General features: G+C 60.4%; 21 protein-coding genes. 15 read left to right on the forward strand and 6 right to left on the reverse strand.

From position 1 onward, the window contains the following. Nucleotides 1-2 precede the first annotated feature (2 nt). From ATO6_RS12365 to ATO6_RS12395, 7 genes are all read left to right on the forward strand, one after another. Complete coding sequence (locus tag ATO6_RS12365; RefSeq protein WP_088624323.1) at nucleotides 3-1,589, forward strand: terminase large subunit; 1,587 nt, start codon at nucleotides 3-5, stop codon at nucleotides 1,587-1,589. A 9-nt stretch (nucleotides 1,590-1,598) separates the two neighbouring features. Beyond that, the gene (locus tag ATO6_RS12370) at nucleotides 1,599-3,977 is read left to right on the forward strand and encodes a hypothetical protein (RefSeq protein ID WP_141101984.1); all 2,379 of its coding nucleotides are present in this window, start codon (nucleotides 1,599-1,601) and stop codon (nucleotides 3,975-3,977) included. Between the two features lie 219 nt (nucleotides 3,978-4,196). Beyond that, entirely contained in the window at nucleotides 4,197-4,679 is a 483-nt protein-coding gene (locus tag ATO6_RS12375; protein ID WP_088624325.1) for a hypothetical protein, read from the forward strand. 59 nt (nucleotides 4,680-4,738) lie between these two features. After that, nucleotides 4,739-5,398, forward strand: a complete 660-nt coding sequence (locus ATO6_RS12380; RefSeq protein WP_141101985.1) for a hypothetical protein — start codon at nucleotides 4,739-4,741, stop codon at nucleotides 5,396-5,398. A 219-nt stretch (nucleotides 5,399-5,617) separates the two neighbouring features. Continuing rightward, a complete protein-coding gene (locus ATO6_RS12385; protein ID WP_088624327.1) occupies nucleotides 5,618-5,800 on the forward strand; it encodes a hypothetical protein in 183 nt (60 codons plus the stop codon). A 139-nt stretch (nucleotides 5,801-5,939) separates the two neighbouring features. Continuing rightward, nucleotides 5,940-6,230 (forward strand): hypothetical protein, encoded by a 291-nt coding sequence (locus ATO6_RS12390; RefSeq protein WP_088624328.1) that lies wholly within the window; start codon nucleotides 5,940-5,942, stop codon nucleotides 6,228-6,230. A 152-nt stretch (nucleotides 6,231-6,382) separates the two neighbouring features. Continuing rightward, nucleotides 6,383-6,643, forward strand: a complete 261-nt coding sequence (locus ATO6_RS12395) for a hypothetical protein (protein ID WP_088624329.1) — start codon at nucleotides 6,383-6,385, stop codon at nucleotides 6,641-6,643. A gap of 68 nt (nucleotides 6,644-6,711) precedes the next feature. Here ATO6_RS12395 and ATO6_RS24825 read toward each other — a convergent pair whose 3' ends face one another. The 6 genes from ATO6_RS24825 to ATO6_RS12420 form a co-directional block, all read right to left on the reverse strand. Further along, nucleotides 6,712-7,053 carry a hypothetical protein gene (locus ATO6_RS24825; protein ID WP_141101986.1) on the reverse strand — a complete coding sequence of 114 codons (342 nt, stop codon included), beginning with the start codon at nucleotides 7,051-7,053 and terminating at the stop codon, nucleotides 6,712-6,714. A gap of 467 nt (nucleotides 7,054-7,520) precedes the next feature. Further along, complete coding sequence (locus ATO6_RS12400; RefSeq protein ID WP_141101987.1) at nucleotides 7,521-9,620, reverse strand: hypothetical protein; 2,100 nt, start codon at nucleotides 9,618-9,620, stop codon at nucleotides 7,521-7,523. A 39-nt stretch (nucleotides 9,621-9,659) separates the two neighbouring features. Further along, a complete protein-coding gene (locus ATO6_RS12405; RefSeq protein WP_088624331.1) occupies nucleotides 9,660-11,069 on the reverse strand; it encodes a hypothetical protein in 1,410 nt (469 codons plus the stop codon). A 72-nt stretch (nucleotides 11,070-11,141) separates the two neighbouring features. Next, nucleotides 11,142-12,335 (reverse strand): hypothetical protein, encoded by a 1,194-nt coding sequence (locus ATO6_RS12410; RefSeq protein WP_088624332.1) that lies wholly within the window; start codon nucleotides 12,333-12,335, stop codon nucleotides 11,142-11,144. A gap of 135 nt (nucleotides 12,336-12,470) precedes the next feature. Then, complete coding sequence (locus tag ATO6_RS12415; protein WP_088624333.1) at nucleotides 12,471-13,499, reverse strand: hypothetical protein; 1,029 nt, start codon at nucleotides 13,497-13,499, stop codon at nucleotides 12,471-12,473. A 114-nt stretch (nucleotides 13,500-13,613) separates the two neighbouring features. Further along, nucleotides 13,614-15,041 carry a hypothetical protein gene (locus ATO6_RS12420; protein ID WP_141101988.1) on the reverse strand — a complete coding sequence of 476 codons (1,428 nt, stop codon included), beginning with the start codon at nucleotides 15,039-15,041 and terminating at the stop codon, nucleotides 13,614-13,616. A gap of 624 nt (nucleotides 15,042-15,665) precedes the next feature. Here ATO6_RS12420 and ATO6_RS12425 point away from each other — a divergent pair. From ATO6_RS12425 to ugpA, 8 genes are all read left to right on the forward strand, one after another. Continuing rightward, entirely contained in the window at nucleotides 15,666-16,115 is a 450-nt protein-coding gene (locus tag ATO6_RS12425; protein WP_088624335.1) for a curli assembly protein CsgF, read from the forward strand. A gap of 97 nt (nucleotides 16,116-16,212) precedes the next feature. Beyond that, nucleotides 16,213-17,223 carry a CsgG/HfaB family protein gene (locus ATO6_RS12430; RefSeq protein WP_176440913.1) on the forward strand — a complete coding sequence of 337 codons (1,011 nt, stop codon included), beginning with the start codon at nucleotides 16,213-16,215 and terminating at the stop codon, nucleotides 17,221-17,223. 178 nt (nucleotides 17,224-17,401) lie between these two features. Then, the gene (locus tag ATO6_RS12435) at nucleotides 17,402-17,872 is read left to right on the forward strand and encodes a hypothetical protein (RefSeq protein WP_176440914.1); all 471 of its coding nucleotides are present in this window, start codon (nucleotides 17,402-17,404) and stop codon (nucleotides 17,870-17,872) included. A gap of 31 nt (nucleotides 17,873-17,903) precedes the next feature. Beyond that, nucleotides 17,904-18,548, forward strand: a complete 645-nt coding sequence (locus ATO6_RS12440; protein WP_141101989.1) for a hypothetical protein — start codon at nucleotides 17,904-17,906, stop codon at nucleotides 18,546-18,548. A gap of 41 nt (nucleotides 18,549-18,589) precedes the next feature. After that, the gene (csgH, locus tag ATO6_RS24830) at nucleotides 18,590-18,919 is read left to right on the forward strand and encodes a curli-like amyloid fiber formation chaperone CsgH (RefSeq protein ID WP_303395924.1); all 330 of its coding nucleotides are present in this window, start codon (nucleotides 18,590-18,592) and stop codon (nucleotides 18,917-18,919) included. A 28-nt stretch (nucleotides 18,920-18,947) separates the two neighbouring features. Next, entirely contained in the window at nucleotides 18,948-19,709 is a 762-nt protein-coding gene (locus ATO6_RS12450) for an SH3 domain-containing protein (protein ID WP_176440915.1), read from the forward strand. A 213-nt stretch (nucleotides 19,710-19,922) separates the two neighbouring features. Continuing rightward, a complete protein-coding gene (gene ugpB / locus ATO6_RS12455) occupies nucleotides 19,923-21,242 on the forward strand; it encodes a sn-glycerol-3-phosphate ABC transporter substrate-binding protein UgpB (RefSeq protein WP_088624341.1) in 1,320 nt (439 codons plus the stop codon). A 62-nt stretch (nucleotides 21,243-21,304) separates the two neighbouring features. Beyond that, the gene (gene ugpA / locus ATO6_RS12460) at nucleotides 21,305-22,189 is read left to right on the forward strand and encodes a sn-glycerol-3-phosphate ABC transporter permease UgpA (protein WP_088624342.1); all 885 of its coding nucleotides are present in this window, start codon (nucleotides 21,305-21,307) and stop codon (nucleotides 22,187-22,189) included.

The raw sequence follows: 22,189 nt of genomic DNA on the forward strand, positions 1-22,189 counted from the left end.
TAATGGACGAGAGCCCCATTCCCGACCCTCTGGGTTACGGTGAGCGCGCGGTGACATTCCTGCGGCGGTTGCGTCACCCCGCCAGCACTGCCCCGAACAATGCGTTCCAGCTCACGCCTTGGCAGGAACGTATTGTCAGGGCGATCTATGGGCCGCGCGACGAAGATGGCGCCCGGATCGTCACTGACGTTTTCCTTTTGATCCCGCGCGGGAACAGGAAGACCAGTCTCGCCGCTGCTTTGGCGCTTCTGCACCTTTTGGGACCGGAGCGCCTTCCCGCTGGCCAGATCATTTTTGCCGCGTCGGATAGGGAACAAGCTGGCATCGGCTTCCGGGAAGCCGCTGAAATCGTCCAGTGCGACAAGCGGCTGATCAACGCCACCAAGATCCACGACCAGTTCAACGCCGCAAAGATGATCCGTTCTGAGATTGATGGTTCGACCCTGAAGGCTATTGCCTCAGACGGTCGCGCTCAGCACGGCACCACACCGACCTTCTGCCTGATTGACGAGATCCACGCTTGGCGCAGCAGTGGCCGGGATCTGTGGGAAGCATTGCAGTCCGGCATGGCGAAGCGTGCCGGCGGGCTCACCATCATTGCGACGACAGCCGGGCGAGGCCGGGAAGGTCTGGCCGCTGAGCGCTATGCTTATGCCCGGAAGGTCGCGACAGGCGAAGTCCAAGATCCATCGTTCCTGCCGATCCTGTTTGAGCCGCAAGAGGGCGACGACTGGACGGATGAGGAAGTTTGGCACCGGGTGAACCCCGGTCTTGCTTTTGGCTTTCTCGACGCAAAAAAGCTCCGCATCGACGCGAAGCGGGCACGCGATGACCCGGCCAAGATGTATGAGTTCCGGCAATTCCATCTAAATTTCTGGCACGGGAACAGCCGCGATCCGTTGTTCAGCTTCGAAGCATACGATGCCTGCCGGTTTGCGACCGACGAGGCCGATCTTGAGGATCTGCCCTGCTATCTGGGCATCGACTACGCGCAGAGCGGCGACTTGGCCGCTGTGGTCGCCGCGTGGCGCGCAGATGACGGCACTGTCCCGATCCGTGCATGGTTCTTCGTCCAGAGCGAAGGCTTGGAAGAGCGCGAGCGCCTAGAGGACGTGCCCTATCGCCGGTGGATAACCGACGGTCTGGTGATCGAGGTCGAAGGGCCGGTTGTCACCCAAGAAGCCGTTCAGGAGCTGGTGATTGAGATCTGCGCCCGGCACGATGTGCACGAAGCCGCTTTCGATCCTTGGCAGTTCCGCCGCGCCGCCGCTGAGCTGATGCAGGAAGGCGTGCCCATGCTGGAAATGCGTCAGGGTCCGGCGACGATGGGGCCGGCCAACGGTGAGCTTATCCGCGCTGCGAATGGTCGGTTGCTCCGGCACGATGGCAACCCGGTTCTGCGCAATCATTTCGGCGGGGTCGCCGCGAAGCGGAATGACACCGGCATGGTCTGGATGACCAAGGCCGATCCGAAGCGCGGACACATTGACGGCGCCGTAGCCGCGGCAATGGCAGTTAGCAGGGCAATGGCCGCTGAGAGCAACAGGTCCAATTACACCGGCGCCAATGCCGAAATTTTCAGTTTCTGAGGTGAGCAAATGAACGAACGACTTCCCGGTCTAGTGGTCGAACTTGAAGCCCGGATCGACCGCTTCGAGAAGGGTTTGGCGAAGGCCAACCTCACGCAGCGCAAGACTGCCCGGACGATGGAGCGCCGCGCCGCACAATCCGCTGATCGGATCGGTGTCACCTATGGCCGGATGACGAGCGCCGTCGCCGCGAAGTTCGCCCGAATGGCCGTGCCGCTGGCGGCAGGGATCGCATCGGCCGGAACGGCAAGGGCTATTGCTGACACCACGCGGCAGGTCGCCAGCCTGGGCGATGAGGCGAAGCGGGCAGGGGTGCCGCTTCAAGCATTCCAAGAATGGAAGTTCGTCGCCGAGCAGAACCGCATTGGCGTTGATCAAATGACGGACGGGCTGAAGGAGCTGAACCTTCGGGCGGATGAGTTCGTGGTCACTGGTCAAGGGCCGGCGGCTGAAGCATTTGCCCGGCTGGGGTTCGGCGCTGAAGAACTGACTGGCAAGCTGAAGCAACCGTCTGAGCTTCTACTTGAGATCTTCGAACGCGCCCGGCGGCTGGACAGCGCCGCGCGTATCCGCGTCGCGGATGAGATCTTCGGCGGCACTGCCGGTGAGCGTTTTGTCGAACTGATGGGCCGCAGTGATGCCGAGCTCCGTAAGACGATCCAGCGTGCCCACGACCTTGGAATTGTCCTTGGTGATGACGTGGTGCAGAAAGCCGATGAGGTCGCGCGGAAATTGGATGCGCTCACCTCTAAGGTTTCGTCCTTTGGCAAGCGCGTGGCCGTGGCAATCGCGGATGGTATCGCGGAAGCGGCAGACTTCCGTGCCCAACTTGACAGCATTTTCCCGAATGAGAAAATGGGCCGCGCGGTTCTGGGCGATGGTATCTATGATGAACTGAACAAGAGCCGGGACGTTCTTGAGGTTCACAAGCGCGAGGTGCGTGACCTTCAGAATGTCTATGACGATCTGTTCCGGCATATCAACGCTGCGACAGGACCGGATGGTATCCGCATTTTCGAGATTGACGACCAAGAAGCGAAATACGCCTTGGCCGGTATCTTCGATGACATCGGCAAGATTATAAGTGCTTTCCGGAAGGGTGAAATCTCTGCCGATGACTTCGGGCAGCGCATGGCCGATCTGGTTGGTGAGGCCGAGGATGTTGGCCGTGAACTGGCGTCGATTGACGAAACCCGCTTTGGTGGCGTGATCGGCGCAATCAACGGCATTTCCGGCGCGTTGCAACTGGCCATTCAGAAGGCCACGCAGCTCAAGACCGAACTGCCGGGCGCCTACGTCAGTTCTGGACGTGGTGACGGTGCCGCAGAGGTCGAGCGCCGCCGGTTCGAAGGGAACGCACCACGCTCGCCGCTGGCACCCTCCACGTCGCTCAGGCCGCGCACGGCGCCCGCCATGACGCACGAGCTTGGCGATACCGGTGGCGGCAGCAAGGGCGGCGGCGGTGGCCGTGCGGACGAATACGTCCGTGAGGTCGAGGCGATCCGCGACGAGACGACCGCGCTCAGGCTGGAAGCCGTTGCACTGGTGGCCACTGCTACGGCGGGTAAGAGTTACGCCAGTGCAATTGAAGCCGCCCGGCGCGAGGCTGAACTTCTTCATGCGGCACAAAAGCAGGGCCGCGAAATCACACCGGCACTGCGTGCTGAAATCGCCAAACTTGCCGGGGAATATGGCGAAGCTGCGCAAGCCGCAGATGAGGCAGAGGAAAGCCTTGATCGTCTCGTTCAGGCGAAGGCCGAAGTGAGGAATGTTGCGGGCGATGCTTTCACGGACCTGATCACGGGCGCCCGCGAACTTGATCAGGTTCTTGCGGATGTTCTTGGGAGGCTGGCAGAGGTCGCGGCGAACCGCGCATTTGAGAATATTTGGACCGGCTTCACCAATCGCAATTCCGCGTCTCAGAATAGCGGAGGGGGCACCAACTGGATCACCACGCTCGCCGGTGCACTGTTTGGGTTCTCCAATGGCGGTTTCACCGGCAAGGGCGGAAAGCTGGAACCTGCTGGTGTGGTCCATCGGGGCGAATACGTGATCAGCGCTGACGCGACCCGCCGGATCGGGGTGCAGAACCTAGAGGCACTGCACGAGGCCGCTAGGAGGGGCTACAGCGCTGGCGGCTACGTGGGTGGCCGGGAACCCCTACATGCCCTGTCAGGGGCGAGCATGGAGTCTCCACGGCACGCCGCGCCGGTGGTCAACATCTCTGCGCCTGTCACGGTCAACGCAACCGGCGGATCGCCGGACCAGAATGCGGACCTTGCGCGCCAGATGAGCCGGTCCGTGGAGGCGAGCATGCGCGGTGTTGTTGTGGATGAACTGGTGCGGCAGATGCGTCCGGGAAACATGCTTAGCCGCGTGAGGCGGTGACGGTATCCGGAGCGTAACGTTTTTGCACGTCTTATGACTACTATCTAATTATACCTATAATAAGAACAAACTATAATACGTGCAAAAACGTTACGCGGGCTGACCCTTCCCCGGATACCCCCCAAGCCTTCCCGGCTAGAAGACGCGCGAGAACGCTATAGTGTTTCCCTTCCGGCAATGCTATAGTGTTCCCGGCTACGTCTTACTAGGAGGCTGGGCATGCCCAGAAAACAGAACCCGACCATTCAGCTCCCCCGTGAGCGCTTGGAGCAACTGCGACAACTTTCGCTTGGCATGCCGGACACGACGATGAGCGCCGTGATTGGTGAGCTGCTAAACCTCGCCCGGCGCGAGGGTTTGATTGGTCATGACATTCCCGGTGTCACGATCAACGCCCTCTCCGATGGGATCGCGATCAGGTTCGAAGATGGACCGACTTCCGGTTTCTCTTTTGAAGAAGCTGCTGGCATCGCAGAAACGATCCGAAAATTCGTCGCAGGTGATCGGCCCAAAGGTGGCGTGATGATCTTTGCCGCGTCGCACAAATCCGTTTTTCATATCGTGGGAAAGGGGCAGGGTATCGAAGTGAAGACGATATCCGGATCGCGCGAGGGTTCGAAAATCCTGACGCGAGACCTGACGATGGAACTGGCGGAAGTGTTGGACCGGGTGGTCACGCAAAGCATGAATACCGCAGAATAAGGAAGGGCCGGTGCTGCAACACCGGCCCTTTTCGCCCACAGATATAGGCGCATTCCCACATGCCGAAATATAGCAACTGCAGACCGAAAGGTCAGCAAGATACGTGTTCCGACCAAGAGGAATTTGAGGATCGGCTGACCGCGTTCTTTGCCGGTGTTCCCCATGCCGCGACCAATGATGATCTGTCCGTTGGACCGAGTGATGCAGAGGTCCGCCAGCGTGATGAACAGGACATGGAAAATGCCCTGTCTGCCCTTCTTGATCCTGATGGGGAAGCTGGACACCGTTTGCCCCCCTATGTGGGCCTGTCCGAGCAAGAGGCTGAGCTTGCGCGTGAAGCCGCTGAGAAGACCCGTGAGGTCATGGGACACTTATCGCCCTATGAACGGGCCTTTCTCCGGGTGAGGGAGGCGGAGCGCAACGCTGCCCAAACCGGTGAAGACATCGCACAAGAGCGGATCGCCGCGCAACGTCAGCTTGAACTGGAAGACGAGCGGGCGACGGATGAAACGTGGCGAGGCCGGCGCAACGTGGATCAGTGGCGGGCAGAGGGTGGCCGGGACCAATACAACGCAGGCCGGAGGAAGGTTCGAGCTGCAGCCAATACGTCGAAAGAGGTCTTGGCGGCGATGTCTCCGGAGGAACGGCAGGAGCACATCCGAAAGCTTGCTCGCGAACGCGCACGCAGGTTCCGGGGCAGAAAGAAGGACGGGGCCTGACTTGTCGATTGCGTCTCTGACTTGATTGTTGTAATTTTGCAACAGTAGGGGCGCCGCTCCGGGACAATTCTCGCATTCGAAATTGTAAGTCACCCCCGGAGCGGCGTTTGTAAGTAAGCGCTTAAATACAATAAAATCAAATACTTAGAAATAACTTTGCCTTGCGAAAGCAAGGGCGATTATGGCATGTCTCATCAGAGAAAATGCGGAGCGCCACAAATGAAAGACATCCCCCTCACACCTGACACATACATCCCGGACACGATCTATGACCGGCTGGTCGACACGCTGGCGCGTCTCATCGAAGCGCCGTTTGAGCCTGCCGGGACGGATGCGAAAACCGAGGTCATCGCCGCCTTGGGTGAGATCGGTGGCGTGTGGCCGGAAGGGGCGCTGAACTAGCGCGCCTTCAGAATCCTAAAACTTCCTACGGAAATGCTCTTGCGTTCCTGCTATATTGGGAAGTGCGCGGGCGGCTCTGTCTGCAAACCTAACCGCCCGCTGTTACCAAACGACACCCAATAGCTAAAGGAGGCCACTTGTGGCACCAGAATACTTGACCCGATCCGACACCGCAACTCTCACCGAACGCGAGCTGTTTCAGCGTTTTCTTGATGCCCCTGTGCGGACTGGCACTGTGTCACACTTGGTTGCGCCCGCAATCAGCGACGAGACCGCCGAATACAAGTTCTTCGGATACCACGGCTTCGACTCCGTCTTGCCTGATGAGCTTGGTGATCAAATCATCGGAGAACTGCGCCGGTGTGATGATCCGGGCTACGAGCTCGAGACACTGGTGATAGATGTTGAGTGCATATTGGAGCATCTGTAGGCGGCGCAACGCGAATTCACTTCGCTCCGCGAAATGACAAGGACCGATCAACCCGATGACGACGCCCCGGACGAGGCTATCCGCGATTGGGATCAGAATCCGCGCTTCGTTCTCTCAGTTTCACAAGCATTCGCCGCAGAAATGGTGAAAGCATGACTAACATAGAGTTCTTCTGTTGTGCGCTGGACACTTACGTCCAGTTTCCTAAACGCGAACATGCACAGGAGCTGCACCGTGCATGCGGGAAGGTGTGGAGCGTTTCGGCTCAGATGCCGATCAACGCACGTCCGGACGTTGAAGTCACTATCGGCAACTATGTTGAGTTCGACCAGTGGGAGAGAAACGGCCGGACCTACGCTGGCGCTGCTCAAAGGATCCGCCCGGTCCTTGAAAAAGAGCATGGGCTGAACTGAGCGACAACTGAAAAAGGAACCCGCCAGTGCAAAGCTGGCGGGTTACACATTGCGAAGTCAGGCTGTTCTCAAACTGTCAGCGTGTCGACGTGTTCGCCGTTAATGAACACATCAATCATCGTGTAAGCAGAGAAGAACTTCTGCACAGCCGTAGCGCGCGCCATGACTTGCTGGCCGCGATAGCTTCCGGAGAACGATTGCGAGGAACCTCCGAAGGGCTCAGTTCGATCTCTGATCACCGTTTGACCGTTTATCTTAAGGACAAATTCAGCGTCAATCAGTCCGGGTGTTGCTTCGGCTTCAATTACAAGACGCTCGCCGCGATAGTTTGACGTTTCCGGCGCTGACTGTTGTGTGCACGCAAACAGCGTTGTGCTGAACAGCACAACAAAAACTTTCAGTAGTTTCAAATGACTCACTCCCTTTCACCAAGGGCAGGTTATGCTTGGGTGATGATAACGGCAACGTGATTGAAAAGAGTGTGAGCCAGATTGTCGATGGAGACTTACAGCTGCGACCGGTCGGACACAGCGAGTGCGTTTAGAGCTAGACCCGAAACCGCCCATTTTTTGGTCGGTTACATGGTTACAAAAGTTTCCGTAACATATTGATTTTATTGGAATAGTCCAGAATTCGAGTCTCTCATCACCCACCATCCAAGCCTTTGGGATCGCTTGCCGAAATGTTGCGCGCGGGGCGAAAGACGACCGCTGCGCGTGGTGCAGGTCGCGCTGGCGATACGCGATCCGTCCGGACCGCAAAACGGGTCGCCGAGAGAATGCGTGATAGGCACGCACCAAGGCCCCACTTGCCGTCGGGCGAGTGCTGTTATCGACCACCGCCGCGGATCGGCGTGACCCGCGCCACGCTACGATCGCTACTGGTTGACGCCCAGCACGTTGAACGACCCAATCTGCTGGAAGGTTGTCAGGTTGTTGGACCCGATCTGCGCCACCGCAACCTCGTTCCCAGCACCGCCGCGAATGGTGCCGGAGATCCTGTTGAGCGACCCTGACTGACGGAAGGCAAAGGCGTTGGCGTCGGAGTCGCCCGCACCGTCTCCTACCCATAGCTCGATCTCGTTGCCGGTGCCCGATTGGAAGATGTCTCCGGGAGTCAGAGCGTTGTTGGTCGCAACCACATCCGCAGTGCCGCCGCCCGTGAATCCCGCGCCGTTGTTGTCGGATCCGTGAATTTCGACCGTTGTCAGGTTCAGTGCGCCAGTCTGGCCGATGTTCAGCAGGTTTCCGTTGCCGCCGACCTGCCCGAGAATGGCCACGGTCGCGATATTGCCGCCGATCTGGTCCACGGTGACGATGTTCGTGTCGCCGGTGATGTCCACGGTCGACGCGTTGACACCATCCTGAGTGACGTCGACGTCGTTGCCCATACCGTCGCCGCCGAGAGCACCGGCGATCGTCACCCCCGAAGTATTAAGGGACAGCAGCCCGCCAAGGCCGGTCTGATCGACAGTGATCAGGTTCGAATCCCCTCGCACCGAGACGATTGAATCGTTGAAGCCTTCCTGGCTTACTGAGACAGCGTTATCGTTGCCGCCGCCAGCGCCGAGGATCCCGACTTCAGACGTGCTTTGTATAACCTGGTCGACGGTGACCCGGTTCGCGCCGCCGTCGATCCTTACGGTTGAAGTGTTGCTGGAGGTCTGTGTGATCTCGACCTCGTTGCCGTCCGAATTCGGGACAGCCGGTCCGCCGATCGTCACCAGCGAGTTGTTCCCCGTGCCGAGCAGACCGGTCTGGAGAACTGTCACCACGTTGTCGGATCCGGTATGAATGCCGATGCCCGACTGGTGCTGGTTGCCGGTCTGTTCGAGGAAGATCAGGTTGTCGTTGCCTTCGACATAGACCTCGGATCGGTTCTGATCGCCGCCCAGGGGGATCCCGACGACCATCGGGCCCTGCAGAACGGTGACGTCGTTGCGATCGCCGAAGTAGACCTGCGTACTGGAATGGTTGGCGTCGCCGCTCTGGATGGTTCCGAGGGTGTTTCCATCGCCCATGATCACATTGAACCAGCCAATGTTCTCGTCGCCGGTTTGTGAGATGTCGGAAAAGTTGTCGTTGCCAAAAAGCAGCGCAGAGGTGTCGTTCAGATTGCCCATCTGGAGGGCTTCGGCCCAGTTTCCGTCACCTCCGTACATCTGGAAGGCGCCTTGGTTCCGATTGCCGAGAACGGAATAACTCAGCCTGTGCTGGCTTCCGTTCTGGTCCAGGGCAAAGAGGTTCCGATTGCCGGTCAGCCCGATGCTGGCAACGTTGTTTGTCCCGGTCTGGCGCAACGTGGCCTGGAATGCGAGTGTGGTGGCGGGTCCTGTATCTGCGGACACGGCGAATGTGCCTACATCCCAGTTCGCGCCGTTTTGCCCGTTGGAGCCGTTGAAGTTACCGACCTGATTCACATCGGCCGTGTTGCCGGAGCCGGTCTGTATCACGCCCAGCCCTAGAAAACCGGTATTGCCGATCATGTTGCGGCGCCCGTTCTGTTCCAGTGAAACCGAGTTCCCGGATGGCGTTGAGCCGTCATTGGTCTGCGCCACGCGCGTGACCAGGTTGAAATTCCCGCCACCCTGAATAACGGTCGCCTCGTTCTGAAGAACGACGGCGCCATCCTGACCCTGCTGCTGGAAGATACCGACCCGGTTCCGGTTGGTATTCTGTCCTATCACCGCCGCGTTGCGGTCGCCGATCTGATCGACGCCCGGCCCAAGATCGCCGACAGCGTTGTTGTTGCCTGTCTGGGTGACGACAAGGTCGTTGAAATCGCCATCCTGCATCATCGCAAGGGAACCGAACAGGCCTGCGGTGTTCCCGTTCCCGTCCTGCTGTGCCACCGAAGCGGAGTTGTCAGAGCCCGACTGGACGAGGAACGTTTCGTTTTCGTCGCCCGCATAGCCCGCAGCAGACATTCCGAGGGTCGCAAGTGCGACCGAAGCCATCAATTTCTGTGTCGTCTTCATATCGTTCTCGTTCAAATGTCCGCGTCCGGAAGGTCCGGATCAGTTCTGTATGATGCCCGCGATGTTGCCGGAGCCGTTCTGAACCACGTAGGCATTGTTAAATGAGCCGCCCTGCAGGAACGCCGCCTGGTTGTTGGTGCCGCCGCCCAGCACGACAAGGGTCGCGATGTTCCCGTCGCCGGTCTGCGCCGCCGCGACCAGGTTGCTGCTGCCGGTGATGTCGGCGCTGAAATCGTTGCCGGCGCCGGTCTGCTGCAGGAAGCCTACGGTCAGGCCGGCGATGGCCGCGACACCCGACAGCCCCGCACCGCTGTTGTTGTTCGAGTCGCCTACGACCGTGATGGCCGCGGTGTTCGTGCCGAACTGGGTGAGGTTGAAGAAGTTGGACGACCCCGTGATCGAGACGGAGGCTTCGTTGTCACCGCCGAGGCCCGTGTTGTAGCCCTGTTCGACGGTCACGTTGTTGAAATTGCCCTCGACATAGAAGCTCAGGTCGTTGGTGCCTTCCTGAATGCCCAGCAGGTCGTTTTCGTCGCTCTGGCCGATGATGGTGACGAATGCCCGGTTCGTGCCGATCTGGTCGATCCCGACGCGGTTTCCATCACCAAAGATGGTCGACATCGTCAGATCGTTTTCGTAGCCGTCCTGCCGGACGCCCAACTCGTTGCCGTCGCCGGCGATGGTCAGCAGGCCGACCGAGTTCATCCAGCCACCCTGGTAGATCCCGAAGCGATTGAAGTTGCCCTGAATCGCCAGGTCCATTTCGTTCCCGTTCGCACCGATACCGTCATAGCCGGTATCCTGGATCAGGGCCGAAGAGGTCACGCCAGTCACCAGTGCCGGGCCGGTCAGGCCGTATACCCCATTGAAATCGCCTGTGAAATTGGCGACGATCCGGTTTTCCTGAAACTGCTGGGCCGCGATCGACCGCTGCTGCAACAGCGCCAACACGTTGCCTTCGCCGTCCTGTGTGACGCTGGCGACCTGCCCCGGCATCGCATCTTCCTGGATCTGGTAGACGCGCGTGATCCGGTTGTCATTAAGGCCACCCTGGCGGATGATCAGGCGGTTCGCAGCGCCCGGTATTGCGCCAAGAGCGCTCTGAATGACTTCTCCAACCACGTTCTCATCGCTGCTCTGTTCGACGTCGATGAGGTTGTGGACGCTCGGAGTGGCCAGTTCGCCGTTCTGCTCCAGCCCGCTGCCCTCGGTGCCGATCTGGTTCCGGGCTCCGGTCTGGCTGATCGACAGCTGGTTGTAGTACCCGTTCTGAAGGGCTGCATCCGCTTCCAGCCCGACCTGGTTCAGCGAGCCGACCTGGTCGATCTGCGCAACGTTGTCCGCGCCGATCTGGTCGATGAAGGCCACGTTGTCGTCCGCCGCAAGGACCGCCACCGGCAGAACGGCGGTGGTGATTGTCAGGATTGCGCGGTGGACGCGTAGGGTCATGTCAGGATCCGTTTCCGAGGATCAGAATATGGTCCGGGCCCGCACGCGAATGGCGACGGGCCCGGCCGGGACTTACTGAGACACGGCGAGGTTGTTCGACCCGCCGCCGTTCTGCGAGAACGACGTCATGTTGGACGAGCCGACCTGAATGATCGCCGCCTGGTTCAGGTTGGATGCGCCAAGATTGCCGACAAGGCCCGTGATGGTGTTGCCACCGCCGATCTGGGCAAAGGCGAACATGTTGTCGTTGCCCACGACGGTGTAGTCGATCGTGTTGCCGCTGGCCGCGAGCGCGGAGTCCTGAAGGATCGATCCCTGGGTCAGCTCGATGTGGCTGCTGACCAGCGTACCGGCATCTCCACTCATGGTGCCAACGCCGTTGTCTTCGCCCGTGAACGAGGCATTCAGCGCGTTGTAGCTGCCGGTCTGGGTGGCCCGGACATAGTTGCCGTCGCCGATCTGGTCGATATCCGCATCGTTCTGGGTCGAAGCGGCGGTCGACCCCTGATTGACGCCGGCATCGTTTCCGGTGCCGTTCTGCAGGATGTTCAGATAGTTGCCATCAGATCCCAGCATGTTGCCGAAGGCGATGTTCATGTTGCCGGTCTGACGGATGTCCAGCAGAGGCGCGTAGCCGTTGGACGGGATCTGGCGGTTGTTGCTGCCTTCGATCGTCGCGCTGGTCACAAGGTTCGTGTTGCCCGTCTGCAGGATGCGCAGGCTGGCAAACCGACCCGAGGTCAGTTCCAAGCGGTTGGCATACCCGTTGTCGTCGCCGATCATCGAAACGGACTGGATCGTGTTGTCGTTGCCGGACTGCTTGAGCACGGCCGAGTTCACGTTGCCGTCCTGCAGCACGGTTTCGATCGTGCCGCCACGCGACCCGTTGAGCGAGACCAGAAGGCTGTTGGTGTCTCCGAGTTGCTGGGCATCCTCCACCGTGTTGTTGTTCGACAGGTTGCCGACGGTGATGTTCATCCAGTTGCCGTTACCGATCTGCTCGGCCACGTTCACGTCGTTGTTGAAACGGTTGTTGTGGTTGTTGTTGGCCGAGCCATTGCTGAACCGCAGCTGGTTGTCGTTCCCGCGCTGCGTGGCAGGGTTCGACAGTGTGGCAAAGTCGTTGCCGCCGGGGCCCGCCGACTGGTCGATGGAGGCCGCGTTGTTGTTGCCGTCCTGTTCCACGAACGCTTTGTTTGCATCGCCGGCAACGGCCATCGAGGCCATGAGGCCAAGTGCCGTGGAGGCGACAAGAACTTTCTTCATAGTACGCATTCAAGTCTTCCCTTCCCTAGACGGTCTCCCAACCGCCAAAACGAACGCTTGCGCGTTCAGAATGCCCCCGCCGCTTTGACCGGGGCGTGTTCAATTGCACCACGCCCCGGATCTTTTTCGGTTGATCTACTGAGAGATACCGGCGTTGTTGCCGTTGCCCGTCTGGGTGAAAGCGGCGACGTTCAACGTACCGATCTGGCTGACCGCAACCTGGTTCAGATCGCCGGTCTGTGTGCCGGTGGCAGTGTTGGAGTCGCCGTCCTGGTAGAAGCCGAATTCGTTGTCGTTGCCGATCGTCTCCAGCGAAGCCACGTTGAAGTCGCCAAGCTGGGTCAGCGTTGCGGTCGCCACACCGACGCTATCGGCATCGGACCCGATCGAGAAACCGTCACGCCCGTTGAAGTTTCCGTTGAAAATAAGCGAGCCCGAGTTGGAGTTTCCAACCTGCAGCGTTGCCTCGACAAGGTTGTTCAGGCCGGTTTGCGAGGCCGTCAGGCTGTTGCCGACACCGGTCTGGGTAACGATGAAGATGTCGTTGTTTGCGGCAACCTGATCGATGTCCACAAAGTTGGACGAGCCAGTCTGATAGATGCCGCGCGGGTCGGGATCGAAGCCGAGCGAGTTGCCCACCGTGTTGCGCTGAAACTGGCTGCCGCCCTGGTTCACCTGGATGACGTTCGCGGTGCCGGTGCTGCCGTCGCCGGTGTAGGTCTGGTTGATACGGCTCACCGCCGCGTTGCCGACCTGAACGAGAGTTGCGCTGTTCGTGGTATCGGTCGCGGTGCCGGTGGCGCCGGTCGACACCTGCTGAACTTCGTAGGCGCGGGCGCCGAATGATTGCGTGACGTCCAGCAGGTTGCGATCGCCAAGCTGGTCGAGGCCAGCGTTACGATGGCCATAGTTGCCGCCGGTGCCGACGGTGCCGTTGTGGTTCTGCAGGATGGTGATCTTGTTCATCGCGCCGTCCTGAACCGCCGCACCCGGACCGGTGCCGGAATCGCCGACCCTTGCGTTGTTGTCGAGCTGCGTGATCAGTGCCGTGTTGTCATCGCCGCTCTGCAGCAGGTACGCAGCATTGTTGTCCCCGGCAGCCGCAACGGATGCCATAATCCCAAGTGCCGTCGACAAAAAAAGCGTGTTCTTGAAACCGTTCATTCAAGTAATTCCCTTGCAGTCTGCAGTGCCATTGCACTGCTGTTTTCTGTTATGGACGCTCGCGCGTCCGGCTTTGCCCCACCCGGCGGCCCTCGGAGGGCACCGGGCCCAGATTTACTGAGAAATTCCGGCCACGTTTCCGCCGCCGATCTGAGTGAAGTTCGCGGCGTTCCCGTCGCCAACCTGCATGACGGCGGCCTGGTTGTAGGCACCACCGGCCGAGTTGTCCTGGCTGCCGACGATGGTGTTGCCCCCGGTCGCCAGGGAGGCGCCTTCCTGGTAGAAGGCAAAGACGTTGCCGGTGCCGGAGACGCTCATGGCGATCTGGTTGTTGGTGCCGATCTGTTCCATCAGGCCGGGCATCGTCAGGCCGACTGCGATGGCGTCGGCGCCGGTGAACGCGTTGTAACCACCGTTCTGGTCCCCGATCACATCCAGGCTCGCCACGTTGCCGGACCCGTTCTGGATCAGGCCGACGATGTTCTCCATTCCGGCGATGGTGCCCAGGTCGAGACTGTTGTCGGTCCCGGTCTGATGCACGCCCAGTTCGTTCGCGTCGCCAGTGATCAGGATGTTCACGGCCATGTTGCCCGTGCCGTCCTGGTAGAAGCCGAACTGGTTGCTGCTGGCATTCAGGATCGTCATCTGAACCGAGTTCCCGACACCGAACTGCTGGCTGCTCGCGTTGAACGCGCCCGCGGCTTCGGCTGCCTTGCCCGAGCTGAAGCCAGAGGTGCCATTGCTGTCCCCGGTGATGCTCAGGATTGCACTGTGGCCACTGCCGAACTGTTCGACGGTATCGATGAAGTTGTTGGCGCCGACCTGCGAAATCGAAACCAGGCCGTCATCATTGTTCTCGGTGCTGCCACCGTAAACGTCGCCCTGCTGGACGGCGAGAATGGTGTTGCCTGTCCCGGATTGCAGTATCGTCGCGTCGTTGTTCCGACCAAGCTGTTCCAGCCGCTGGACATCGTTGCCGTCGCCGACCTGCTGGGTGATCGAGGCGATGTTCCCGTCAGCCGGATCGGTGATGTTGCCCTCGATGTCCTGGTTGACGACGCCGATGAAGTTGTCGTCGGAACTCTGCATGATCGTCAGATCGTTGGACACGACACTGTGGAACGACGCGCGCTGCAGGATCTGCTTGGTCTCGTTGTCATTCCCGGACTGGGTGACGAGCAGCTTGTTGCGGTTGAACGACTGGTTGAAACCGTCGCCCGTGGCGCCGGCCTTGTTCCCGTTCCCGGACTGGAGGATGTCCAGCTCGTTGTTGTCGCCGTTCTGGCGCACGTTCCTCGCTGCGGTCCCGGCGGCGTTGCCGTTGCCGGACTGGACGATGCTTGCGGTGTTGTCGTCGCCGCTCTGGCTGAGGAAGGCATCGTTGTCATTCGCGGCGAAAGCGGGCGATGCAAGCAGGCCGATAGCGGTTGAGGCTGCGAGTGCGTTCTTCAAAATCGTCACTTCAAAGATCTCCTTTACGCGATCCGTTTTAAGTGTCCTGAAGCATTGGCTTTTCACGGCTCGCGAGATGCACAGGCGCACGAAATCAGGCCCGGAAAATTACCCGGCCATTCCCTCATGCATTCGGTCCTGTGATATCGCCGCGGGAGAAACTCCCAAGCTCAAGACAATCACGGCTACTGCCGAATAATATCGTTGGGCGCGCCCAACTCCCCCCAAGAAATAAAATGCGTTTCCCAGCCCGTAGACTGGGGCGAAACTAAGGCGACTGGCAAGAGTTTCCTTGGGTAAGACGCGGGGCGGGGCTCTGTCAGGGCCTTGTTATTGACTTCAAGTTCCTGATTTATATGAGCGATTCCCATTGTCCCCGTTTCGGCTCCAGTCGGGGCGGGCTGTTGAACGACGGATTCTCTACGTCAATAATCTGACACATTCTATCTATGCTGGCTGAATTGAAGTCTTAAAACCCTCATAGGTTGCATGTCTGCGGCTCTCGATTCGCATTCCCGAAAAATGGGGATTGGGCGGCAAGAATCACGTGAACCCACTGGGGATTCCTGCGAATTGCGCGACGAAACTGTCACATTTCGCCTTGAAGCACGATTCATGCCGATTCCGGTCTCGCGCTTTCCGGCCGACCATGTCACAAGGACGAGAGAATCCATCCGCTGACGTGCGGTGCTGGGTGGGAGAGGGACTGAACGTATGAAGGCACGGGTGTTTGCTTGCCTCGTCGCAATGGCCGGAGCGGCGCCGTCGCTCGCCGGGGATCTGGTTTATACTCCGATCAATCCATCTTTTGGTGGAAATCCATTGAATTCCTCGCACCTTCTCGGCCTCGCCAACGCACAGCGCGATGCCACTGCCGCTGATGCGAACGACGGAACATCGGGGACGGGGACGCCTGGACAGTCCGAAACGACGGATGCGGATCTCTTTGTCCGGCAGCTCGAGGGACGTCTGCTGTCCGCGCTTGCTGGGCAGGTGACCTCGGCGATCTTCGGAGACAACCCGCAAGACAACGGAACGGTTACATTCGGCACGACCACGGTCGCTTTCGAGCGGACGCTGGATTCGATCCGATTGGTGATCACGGATTCCGTGGACGGGACGGTGACTGAAATTGTCGTGCCGCAACTCGTGACCGGAAGCTGACGACAATACCCATCAAGCAAGACATGCAAGAATACAGGCGAATATAGGACATACGATGAACGTGTCATTCCCAATTCGGAAGGCAAGGTATCTTGCATTGGCCGCCGCTCTGGTCGCCACCGGCGGCTGCGCCAACATGGAATCCACATTCTTCGACACGGCTGAACCGACGCTTGTCACGGTAACGCCGCAGAACCTTGCGCTCCGGAACCTGCCTGCACCGAACCGCCGGATGAACATCGCGGTCTATGATTTTCCCGACCTGACCGGACAGTACAAGGAACGCGATGCGGTCCAGTCGCTGTCACGCGCTGTGACCCAAGGCGGATCTGCCATGCTGATCAAGGCTTTGCAGGACGCAGGCGAAAGGCGCTGGTTCACGGTTCTCGATCGATCCGGCCTTCAGGATCTCGTCCGGGAGAGGCAGATCGTCACCGAAATGCGCCGTCAATACCGGAACGAGGCGCAGGTCAACCCCTCTGCTCTGAAGCCGCTTCTGCATGCCGGCATCCTGCTGCAGGGCGGGATTGTCGGGTACGATACGAACGTGCAGACCGGGGGCGCCGGGGCGCGCTACCTCGGCATCGGCATGGATGGCCGGTGGATCCTGGATACCGTAACGGTCAGCCTCCGCGCCGTGTCGACCGAAACCGGCGAGGTTCTGGCTTCGGTCATGTCGCAGAAGTCCGTGGCATCCTCGTCGATCCGCGGCAGCGTTTTCCGCTATGTCATGCTCAATGAACTGCTGGAGATGGAAGCGGGCGTTACGGCGAACGAGCCAAAACAGATCGCGGTTCAGCAAGCCATTGAGAAGGCTGTCTATTCTCTCGTGATAGAAGGCGCTGAACTGGGCGTCTGGTCGTTCAAGGACAAGTCTGCCGGGGCGTCGCTCATCGGCCGGTATCGCGGCGAGAAGTACGGGGCGAACCTGCCGGAAACGGCGCGGTTCATCGTGCCGCCGAAGACCCGTGGCGCCGCTGACATCACACAGACCGTGCCCTATTCCCGGCCCGCGCCCAGAGCGAGCGTGCGTCAGCTTCCGCCCACGCAGAGCCAGCCGGACGTGCCGAAGCCGCCTGCGGCAGGGGATAACGAAGTCGTAGGCTGACGCGTCTTTCATGTCGCCCTGATTTCATGCCGGATGGTTTGCGCGAATTGAAACAATAGGTCTCCAAACCATCATATTGGTGATCTTCAATTACCTCATCTGAACCACATTCCTGCCACGTCTGGCAGGCAATCTCGGATCAAGGCGCCGCTGAATGGCGCGATCGGAGGCAGTTCAGATGCGTATCAAGGCGAAAATCGGCGTTATTGCAGTTCTTCTGGGATTGACGGCTCCGGCCAATGCCACCCCCAGCGACGATAATTTCCTTTCGCTGATGTCCACGGATATCAGCAACACCCTGCAAATCATCGAGGAAACGCAGCCGGCCGGCAACGCCATGGTCGTGACGGTCGAGGGAACGCGCAACGGTGGGTTCGGCTCCGACTGGCTGCTGCCGGATCTGTTCGGCGGGTTCGCGGCGCCCGGTACTCTGACCCAGATCGGCTCGCATAACGTCATGGCCCTGGAAGTGCACGGGACGGAGAACATGTTCAGCCTGTTCCAGAGCGGTATGAACAATATGGTTGCCGGCTATATTTCGGGCACCGGAAACTCCGCTGCGGTGATGCAGGTCGGTAACGGAAATGTCGCGCATTTCAGCCAGATCGGGACGGGAAATTCTTTGGCAATATCGCAGAGCTCGTGGTAAAAAGCCTCGTCCGATACGAGGTTTTTAGATCATGAAATTTCGCCATATAACCTATGTCATGTCCGCGATCGCGGTATTTCAGATCGCCGCGCCAGTTCATGCTGGCAGCGACAACACCCTCGTCATCCTGCAAGAATCGACCGCGGGCGCATTCGGTAATACCCTGACGGTGGATCAGTCGCAGGCATTCGGTTCAACCATAGCGGGCAATGAGCAGGGCACGGCTCCTGCGGTCCAATCCGGGTTCGGCAACAATGCAACCGTCACGCTGGAGGGGGAAGGCGCCAACGTTGTGCTTCTGCAGTCCAATCCCGCAATTGACGGCACAGCAGCGGACGTTAACAGCGCAAACCTCAGCGGCGGGGCTCTGACCAGCATTCTCGTCAACCAGAACGGTATCGGAAACTTTGGCGATGTCGATGTCTTCGGGGTGGGTGCCTCGGGCACGCTGGTACAGAATGGCAATGGCAATTGGGGTTCGGTGGACGTTCTGGGCAACGGGGTGTCGGGCTCGCTCAACCAGAACGGCAATGACAACGAGCTGGGCATTCAGGTGTCCGGCAGCGCAGGGACCTCGGTCACCTACATCCAGAACGGCAACGGGCTGACGGCCGCCACGCTTCCGCAGGTCTATTCGAACGGCGGAACCGTTACGATCACGCAGACAACGAACTGAGCGTTGTCGCCGTGTTTCGCCGCTGCGCCTTATTGCTCGGGATGCTTGTGCCCGCGCCTGCATCAGCCGCTTCGGGCATCCCGGAAATCGACGTGATTCCAACCGAAACCGGATATGAGGTTTCCGGCCGTGTCCTGGGCACATCGGACGGTGTCGTGAGCGCGCGCCTCTCGATCATGAAATCGGACAAGTCCGGGCAGATGAACACGCAGCAGGGCAAGACGGTCACGACCAGCGCAGGCAGCGACAACGTCATCGGCCGGGTCAATCTGTCGGCTGGCCCCGATGCGAAACTCGACATCGTGCTCAGCCTCGAGGTCGATGGCCGGGTCGAGGCCGAAGCTACATTCAGATTGCCCGGCGCGGACTGAGAGCCGGGACCAAAGGGGGGAGACCATGATGCCGATACGATCCACGATTGCCGCTCTTGCAACGGTGCTTGCGCTTGGCGCGGCCCCGGCTGTGCAGGCGCAGTCCGTGCAGGAATTCGTGAAAGCGTTTTCCGGTCAGTGGTACGTGTTCGACCCGGCCTATGCCAGTGCAAAGGATCCCTGCGCAATCTCCCTCGAAGACACGGGCGAGGGCGAGCCCGTCCGCTACAAGGCCGCGTCCAGCAACTGTGTCACACCGGTGTCCGGTCTGAAGAAATGGTATATCGACGAGGGCATGCTGCATCTTCTGGACGCGTCGGACTCAGTGATCATCCGGCTCGGCGGGAACCAGAGTCGGATCACCGGTGAAATCGAGGGCACGCAACGCGCGGTGATCGTAGAGCGTGCGGCCGGCAGCCAGGAAACTGCCGCGCTGGCCGAGGCCATTCGCAAGCATCGCTGCATCTATGTCGGCTTTACCTCGGACTGCGCCAAGAAAGAGGATCTGGCAGAACCCGCGATGACCGAGGACGGGGGCGTCTATGCCAGTGTCGGGATCGTTGCGCGGATGAATGTCCGCAGTCAGCCCCGCAGCGACGCAACCGTCATCGGCGTTCTGAACGAGGGCATCTGTCTCAAGGTCAATTTCTGCACCACCGCGTCGGATGGCATCTGGTGCCGGGCCAGATTTGGCGAGGATGCCGGTTGGGTCCGCAAAACCGCGCTGCGCCAGTCAGAATGGCCCGTGATGACCTTTGCCAATTCCTGCTCGGACGCTGCAGGCGGCTGACACCTTCGTTCGCGCGCCGCTGAGTCCCTTCGCGGACGGATCGGTCAAATTCACCACGCTTTTGCGCGGGAGTTCCGTCCGGTCCCTCGCGCAGACTGCGAGCACGGAAAACCCGCCCTTCACGCGGGCCCGTCACAAATCTTCAAGAAACCTCCGCATCCCTGTTACATCGCCCCCTCATGAGCGGGGCGATCAACACAAACGGGGAACCCGATGCTCAGAACGCTTTCCACGTCCGCCCTCGCGCTGGCGGCAACCCTCGGCGCCGCGCAGGCCGAGACCGAGATCAACTGGTGGCACGCCATGGGTGGCGAGCTTGGCGCCAAGCTGGAAGAGATCGTCGCCGGCTACAACGCCAGCCAGTCCGAATACAAGGTCATTCCGACCTACAAGGGCTCCTACGCCGAGACCATGACCGCCGCCATCGCCGCCTTCCGCGCGGGCGAGCAGCCGGACATCGTGCAGGTGTTCGAGGTCGGCACCGGGACCATGATGGCGGCCGAGGGCGCGATCTACCCTGTCTACCAGCTGATGGCCGACATGGGCGCCGATTTCGATCCGGCGGGATACCTGCCCGCGGTCGTGGGTTACTACACCGACACCGACGGCAACATGCTGTCCATGCCGTTCAACTCCTCGACCCCGATCCTCTACTACAACAAGGACGTGTTCGAGAAAGCCGGTCTCGATCCGGAAACCGCGCCCCGGACATGGGCTGAGGTCGAAGAGTTCTCCAAGAAGATTATGGACTCCGGCGCGGCCTCCTGCGGGTTCACCACCGGCTGGATCTCGTGGGTGCAGCTCGAGAACCTGTCGGCCTGGCACAACCAGCCGATCGGCACGCTGGAGAACGGCTTCGGCGGGCTCGACACCGAGCTGACCGTCAACGGTCCGGTTCAGGTGAAGCATTGGGAAAACCTGGCCCGCTGGCAGCAGGACGGCACGTTCCAGTATGGCGGCCCCGGCGGCGGTGCGGACAGCGCGCCCAAGTTCTACGCGCAGGACTGCGCGATCTACATGAACTCCTCGGCCAGCCGCGCGGGCGTCGTCGCGAACGCGAAGGACTTCGAGGTCGGTTACGGCATGCTGCCCTACTACGACGACGTCGAGGACGCGCCGCAGAACTCGATCATCGGCGGCGCGACCCTGTGGGTTCTGCAGGGCCAGTCGGAGGCAGAGTACAAGGGCGTGGCGGAATTCTTCTCCTACCTCTCCTCGGCCGAGGTTCAGGCGGACTGGCACCAGTTCTCGGGCTACCTGCCGATCACCGAGGCGGCCTATGATCTGGGCAAGGAACAGGGTTTCTACGCGGCGAACCCCGGTTCGGACATCGCGATCAAGCAGATCACGCTGAACGCGCCGACCCCGAATTCCAAGGGCCTGCGGTTCGGCAACTACGTCCAGATCCGCGCCGTCATCGACGAGGAGTTCCAGCGGCTCCTGTCGGGCGAGGTCGACGCGCAGGGCGCGCTCGACAGCCTCGTGAAGCGCGGGAACGAGATGATCCGCGACTTCCAGGGCGCCAACGGCTGATCCGACGAAAGACAGCAAGGACCCGCATCCCTGACGGGGTGCGGGTCTTCGCGTGAGACCCCATGCAGACCAAACGCACGATATTCGGCAACCGCTGGCTGCCCTACCTGCTGCTGGCGCCGCAGTTGGCGGTGACAGTGATCTTCTTCCTCTGGCCCGCCGGGCAGGCCGTGTGGCAGTCGTTCCTGCGCGAAGACGCCTTCGGGCTCAAGACCAGCTTCGTCGGCCTGTCCAACTACACCCGCCTGTTCGACAATGCCGAATACATCAACGCGCTGAAGGTCACGCTGGTCTTCTCGGTTTCCACCGCCGCGCTTGCGCTGATCTCGTCGCTGCTGCTGGCGCTGGCACTCGACCGCACGATCCGCAGTTCGCGGGTCTATACGACCTTGTTGGTCTGGCCCTATGCCGTGGCGCCCGCCATCGCGGGTGTGCTGTGGTGGTTCATCTTCAACCCCACCATCGGCATCATGCCCTACCTGCTGGAGCGGGTCGGCTACGACTGGAACCACGCGCTGCAGAAGGGCGACGCGATGGCGCTGGTCATCATCGCCGCCGCGTGGAAGCAGATCAGCTACAACTTCCTGTTCTTTGTCGCGGGCTTGCAGTCCATTCCCGCCTCGATGCGCGAGGCGGCCGCGATCGACGGGGCGGGGCCGGTGAAACGGTTCTGGACCATCACCCTGCCGCTGCTGTCGCCGACGACCTTCTTCCTGCTGGTCGTCAACGTCGTCTACACGATGTTCGACACCTTCGCCGTGATCGACGCGACCACCGGGGGCGGCCCGGCGCAGGCGACGATGATCCTCGTCTACAAGGTCTACGACGACGGCTTCATCGGCCTGAACCTCGGCTCTTCCGCCGCGCAGTCGGTGATCCTCATGGGGATCGTGATCGCGCTGACCATCATCCAGTTCCGCTATGTCGAGCGGCGCGTGACCTACTGA

The sequence above is a fragment of the Oceanicola sp. 22II-s10i genome (assembly GCF_002210105.1).
Lineage (GTDB): Bacteria > Pseudomonadota > Alphaproteobacteria > Rhodobacterales > Rhodobacteraceae > Pseudooceanicola.